The sequence below is a fragment of the Acetobacter aceti NBRC 14818 genome (assembly GCF_000193495.2).
GTDB lineage: Bacteria > Pseudomonadota > Alphaproteobacteria > Acetobacterales > Acetobacteraceae > Acetobacter > Acetobacter aceti.
In genome coordinates, this window is the sequence record NZ_AP023413.1 from 1 (window position 1) to 4858 (window position 4858).

General features: G+C 58.0%; 8 protein-coding genes. 6 read left to right on the forward strand and 2 right to left on the reverse strand.

Annotated elements, in window-relative coordinates; all coding sequences use genetic code 11:
• Nucleotides 1–197: 197 nt before the first annotated feature.
• The 4 genes from EMQ_RS16985 to EMQ_RS17000 are packed head-to-tail and all read left to right on the forward strand — an operon-like array spanning nt 198 to nt 1654.
• Entirely contained in the window at nt 198–737 is a 540-nt protein-coding gene (locus EMQ_RS16985; RefSeq protein WP_035350291.1) for a helix-turn-helix domain-containing protein, read from the forward strand.
• A complete protein-coding gene (locus tag EMQ_RS16990) occupies nt 734–1135 on the forward strand; it encodes a helix-turn-helix domain-containing protein (RefSeq protein WP_082066655.1) in 402 nt (133 codons plus the stop codon). The genes EMQ_RS16985 and EMQ_RS16990 overlap by 4 nt, the downstream gene beginning before the upstream one ends.
• Nucleotides 1136–1181: 46 nt before the next feature.
• Nucleotides 1182–1373, forward strand: a complete 192-nt coding sequence (gene relB / locus EMQ_RS16995) for a type II toxin-antitoxin system RelB family antitoxin (protein ID WP_010668484.1) — start codon at nt 1182–1184, stop codon at nt 1371–1373.
• Nucleotides 1373–1654 (forward strand): type II toxin-antitoxin system RelE/ParE family toxin, encoded by a 282-nt coding sequence (locus tag EMQ_RS17000; protein WP_010668485.1) that lies wholly within the window; start codon nt 1373–1375, stop codon nt 1652–1654. Before relB ends, EMQ_RS17000 begins: the two co-directional genes overlap by 1 nt.
• Before the next feature lie 4 nt (nt 1655–1658).
• On the opposite strand, the gene EMQ_RS17005 is transcribed toward EMQ_RS17000, so the two are convergent.
• Nucleotides 1659–1919, reverse strand: coding sequence for a hypothetical protein (locus EMQ_RS17005; RefSeq protein ID WP_132012125.1), 261 nt, complete (start codon nt 1917–1919; stop codon nt 1659–1661).
• 29 nt (nt 1920–1948) lie between these two features.
• Between EMQ_RS17005 and EMQ_RS17010 the strand changes: the two genes are divergently transcribed.
• On the forward strand, nt 1949–2398 hold the full coding sequence (locus EMQ_RS17010; RefSeq protein WP_048874234.1) for a hypothetical protein: 450 nt from the start codon (nt 1949–1951) through the stop codon (nt 2396–2398).
• A 131-nt stretch (nt 2399–2529) separates the two neighbouring features.
• Here the strand turns inward: EMQ_RS17010 and EMQ_RS17015 are convergent, their stop codons facing one another.
• Entirely contained in the window at nt 2530–3846 is a 1317-nt protein-coding gene (locus tag EMQ_RS17015; protein ID WP_018308602.1) for a hypothetical protein, read from the reverse strand.
• A 116-nt stretch (nt 3847–3962) separates the two neighbouring features.
• Between EMQ_RS17015 and EMQ_RS17020 the strand changes: the two genes are divergently transcribed.
• Nucleotides 3963–4499 (forward strand): RNA 2'-phosphotransferase, encoded by a 537-nt coding sequence (locus tag EMQ_RS17020; protein WP_010666257.1) that lies wholly within the window; start codon nt 3963–3965, stop codon nt 4497–4499.
• Nucleotides 4500–4858 lie beyond the last annotated feature (359 nt).

A 4858-nucleotide genomic window follows, 5' to 3' on the forward strand; every position in this document is an offset into this window, starting at 1 on the left:
TTTGAGTGAAATCTGCTCATTCAATGGCAATATTTATTTTATTTTTGAAAAAATTTAGCTAATGAATTTGAGTGAAATCTGCTCATGGCGTGAGCAGATATATTTTCTTTCGGGTGTTTTTTCTCTCACCTATGAGGCACCCCTGCCTCATAGGCGCGAAGGCATAGGGTGATGTGGTGAAGACTCGAGAATTAGGAGTGACAACAGCTCCATCCGGCTCATGGGTGCAGGTCGAACGAGCAGCATTAGAACGCTGGTCACGGTTAGGAATGGAAAACCCTCGTGCTGCATCTGTGATGATGACGCTGGTGCATCACATGGGGCGCAATAATGCTGTGGTCGTATCGCAAAAAACGCTTGCTGAACTATGCGCGTGCTCCCGAGCAACGCTTCAACGGGCACTCGATACCCTTCGGTCCGGAAACTGGATTGATGTCCGCCAGATCGGCCCGACCGGTACTGCCAACGCCTACATCGTGAACCGCAGGGTTGCATGGTCCGGGGCAAGAGCTGGACAGCGTTACGCTCTATTCGATGCTGCGGTCGTGGTCTCAGCCACAGAACAGCCAGACGCCGAAACCCTAGACGACCTCCCTCCCCTTGAATCCATCCCGGCCATGTTCAAAGGCGAACGCCAGTTACCGACCGGCCCCGGTATGCCCCCCCCTTCCCAGCCATCTCTTGACGGTCTGGAACCTGACTTGCCCGCTACCAGCCGCGACGATCCTGCACAGTGAGCGCGCACACCCCTGCGCACATGTCGCCTGCACAGGCTGCACAGGTGGCTGACGTTTCCCGATGGACGATCATGCGCGCCATAAAATCTGGAGATTTGCAGGCTTTTCGAGACAACAAGAACCAGTGGCGGATCAAAACTGATGATCTGAATGCATGGCTCTCTGCACACCCTGCACAGTGTGCGCACACTGTGCAGGAAGAGGTCGATGCACACCTTGTGCACACCCATGCACACCCCGATCCAATCGCTCAAGATACGCTCGAACTGGTGCGCGTGAAGGCTGAACTCGAAGCCGAAAGGGCGCTCCGGGCGACCATCGAGGCTGACCGCGATCACTGGCGCGAATTAGCTCAGAAGCTGGCCGAACCACGACCACGCAAATGGTGGTTCTGGTGATGAGTGTGCTATGCTTGATCTCACACCAGCCGACAGGAGCTACATGATGAGCCACGCTCTTTCGCCCATCGTCTCCGAGTTCGAGACGGTCGAACAGGAAGCCGAATACACCGCATGGCTTCAGGCTAAGGTTGCCGCCAGTCTGGCCGATGGAAAGCCGACCATCCCTCATGATGAGGTTATGGGGGAGATGGAAGCGATCATCGCAGCCGCAGAACAGCGTCGCCGATCTGCCTGATGTTCCCTGTTGTCTGGCGTGATACCGCTCGCGCCGATCTGCGTCAGATCATCACAGATATAGCCGCCGAAAACCCCGGTGCCGCCCGACGCCTGAAAATCCGGCTGGAAACGGTCGTGCTTCCCCTGTCAGAGCATCCCTATCTCTACCGGACCAGCGACCGGATTCCCGGCCTGCGCGAGATCGTGGCACATCCGAATTACATCGTCCTGTATCGCGTGACATCGAGCAGTATCGAGATCGTCAACGTGGTTCACGCCCGCCGTCAGTTTCCCAGATAAATCATCAGAACTTGTAGCCGGCACGCACGCCCGCAGCGAAGATCGAGGCGCGGGTCGCCGGACCTTCCTGAGATTTCAGATAATCACTATCGATACCTGCTGCATGCACCAATGCAGCAAGCACGCCGAACGGAAGGAGAATGACAGGAAGTGCCGTGAAGAACAAAGCCGCCTTCATGGACACACCAAACATGACGCTGGCAACAAAAGCCACCACGACACCAATAAGGCACAACCGAAACAGCGCCTTCACAGTACTTCTCATTGCCAGTCTCCCATAAGGAATTTCAACCAATGGCACATGGAAAGCATATCGTTTCGGGTTTGATCATCACAATTGGAATCAATTTTTTCCTATCGACAGCCCAAGCCTTGGCGGAAACAGCGTCATGGGTACCCGTGAAGCTGACGCGGATCGCCCGAAACGTGGACCATGATCCCAAGGGGATATGGCCGGATAGTGACGTTCCGAGGACCGATATCCTCTATGGGGAGTACCAGAGCGCGAAACCACGCGGGACGGTCGCGATCTCGATGCTGATCGGCGGCGTGTGCGATTCACCGTCTGAATGTCCTGTGCGTGCGGTTTTCGTGCCCAAGGGGAGCACGACCAAGCAGGACTTGGCGGATGGCAGCGATCAGGTCTGTGCCAGCGGCGACGGGATCGAACTGAAAACCGATCTGACGGCGCTGCGCGGGTGCAACGTACCCGTGAAATTCAATCCCATTAAGTCAGCACATTGACCTATATGACCCCACCCGGACGCCTTCGGCGGCCTACGACGCTCCCGCGCTGCGCTCGCTCCGGGTCTGCTCTGCCTTTTGCTTGGCACGTCTGTTTGCTCATGAAACAGGAAAATTTAGCGGCTAAACGCCTACATCCCGAGAGAATGGCTGTCGTCCCAATCGTCCTCGATTTCGTCAGGCTCTGACGGCACCGAATTTTCCGGGCGCTTCCATCTCTCGTTCTCTTCGATTTCGGCACGGGTGGCGTTGAACATCGCCACTGCTCCGACCAAACGTGGCGGTGTTACCTTCGGAGCAACCGCGACTGCAGCATCAGCCAGTTCCCTTCGTCGCTCGATTTCGATTTTCAGACCCGCCATGAGGGTCTGGATCGGCAACAGCACCCTCACCACGTCCTCGACGAAGTTCTTAATGCGATCCCAGACATAGGTCCGCCGATGCTCCGGAACCCTCTCGTTCAAGCGGACTCTCGGGAGCCCCTTCGCATCTTCCGCAACCTGCTCAATCGTCCCGTTGAGAAATCCGTCTATCCCCACATGTAAGGCCATCCTATGGGCCTTATTGCGGGCTTTAATTTCTGCTGCATCCTTGTGAGCCTTCACCGCCTTTGCATGTTCGGCTGATACGGCTGCCTCTCTAGCCACAAGAGCGGCTTCTCGCGCTTCCATCTCCCTGACCAGGTCTGCTTTTGCGGATTCCAGTTTTCCCCGCTCCTGGGCGACCTTGTATTCTTCCGGCTCCAGCCGATCCGGGTCGCGGCCCACCTTCGCCTTGCCCCGCTCGACCCATTCCAGCCCCATCCTGTCGCGAAGATGCTCGGTCCATAAGTCCTGAAGCGCCCGCCCCTGAAAAATGGGGCTGTCACATCGCTCCATGACTGGCTTACCGGCCTTATCGAAGACTGGTTCGAAAAGTCCGGATTCTGGACTTTTGGCTTTTTTCTGCCGCTCTCCGAACCGTTCTAGGGCCAGTTCCTTGCCGAACTTGGACAGGCTGATCCAGTCCTCAACTACCTTCCCGCGCCGGGTGGTCTTCTCGTATTTCGGTGCGAAGAAGACATCGACCCCATGCCGTCCGGCTTCATCCCGGTCCAGTCGCGCCCGGAAAACAGCCCGCCCACCATGCGTTGCGTTGATGAAGGCCACAGCCTCATCCAGCATCCGTTGTTCGTTCTCAGGGGTGACGGGCAGGTCCGTGGGGAACTGCAAGAAGCCGTGCCGGGCCAGAGCACGTCCACCCTTGTTGCGCTTCGTCCCTTCAACATGGGCGGCATAGCTCTGTTCGAGATCCAGCCCCTCGCCATACGGACTGTAAACCAGCGGCGGAACATCCCGGATAGCCCGTTTGCTGCCAGCGTAATCGAGGCGCTTTTCGTGTCGCCCCATCGCAGCCAGACCCGACGCATCGAGCGATTTCATCCGAACAGAACCGGACTTCCCCTTCATGATGGCCTCCTGTAATATCCTCTCCGAACACGGAAAGGATACCCGCTATCCGTTTTTGGGACCCTACCCAAAAACAGCGGACAAGGGGAGACCCCTTTGAACCCCTTCGAGGACTGATGATGAAGGATGGAGAAGTTGCCCGGCTGCTGTCCCTGATCCTGCGACATGAGCCGGAACGGATCGGCCTGACGCTGGATGGGCAGGGCTGGGCGAACGTGCCCGACCTGATCCGGCTGGCAAAGCGGGCAGGAAAGCCGTTCGACCTCGCCACCCTGCAACGGGTGGTCGAGATGAACGACAAGCGGCGCTTCACTCTCTCCCCGGACGGCCAGCGCATCCGGGCCGCGCAGGGTCATTCCCTCCCGGTCGATCTCGGCCTGCCCGCCGTCCAGCCACCCGATCGGCTCTGGCATGGCACCGCCCGCGACAACCTGCCCTCGATCTTCCGGGATGGTCTGAAACCGGGCCGCCGCCAGATGGTCCATCTCTCCGCCGACCGGGATACGGCGCAGCGTGTCGGGGAGAGGCACGGAAAGGCCGTTATTTTGGCCGTAGAGGCTGGTCTGATGTTTCGGAATAAGATTCCATTCTATCAGGCCGACAACGGCGTGTGGCTCGTTCCTAGCGTCTCTCCGGCCTATCTGGCGTTCTGACGGGAAACATGAACTGTCCCCACACACTCCTTCCCCTTGAGCAAATCCCATCTAGCTCGGTTCTGCTGACCTTGCAGCACCAGAGCGAGCGCAGCGCGGGAGCGCCGTAGGCCGCCGAAGGCGTCTGGTGTGGATAACTCCCCGTTAAAAAGGTCTCTGATCCGCCCCCGAGGGTCCACAGGACCCGAGGCCCGCTACCGCTCACGAGGGCGTTCGCGGGCCTCGTCCCGTGGGCTTCGTGAACGGCCCTTAAGATCATAGAAAGAGAAACGAAAAAAGCTTTTGTTTATCAGAATGTTATAAGGGGGGGGTGCCTCACCAGCTATGAGGCACCCCTGCCTCATAGCTGGTGAGGCAGG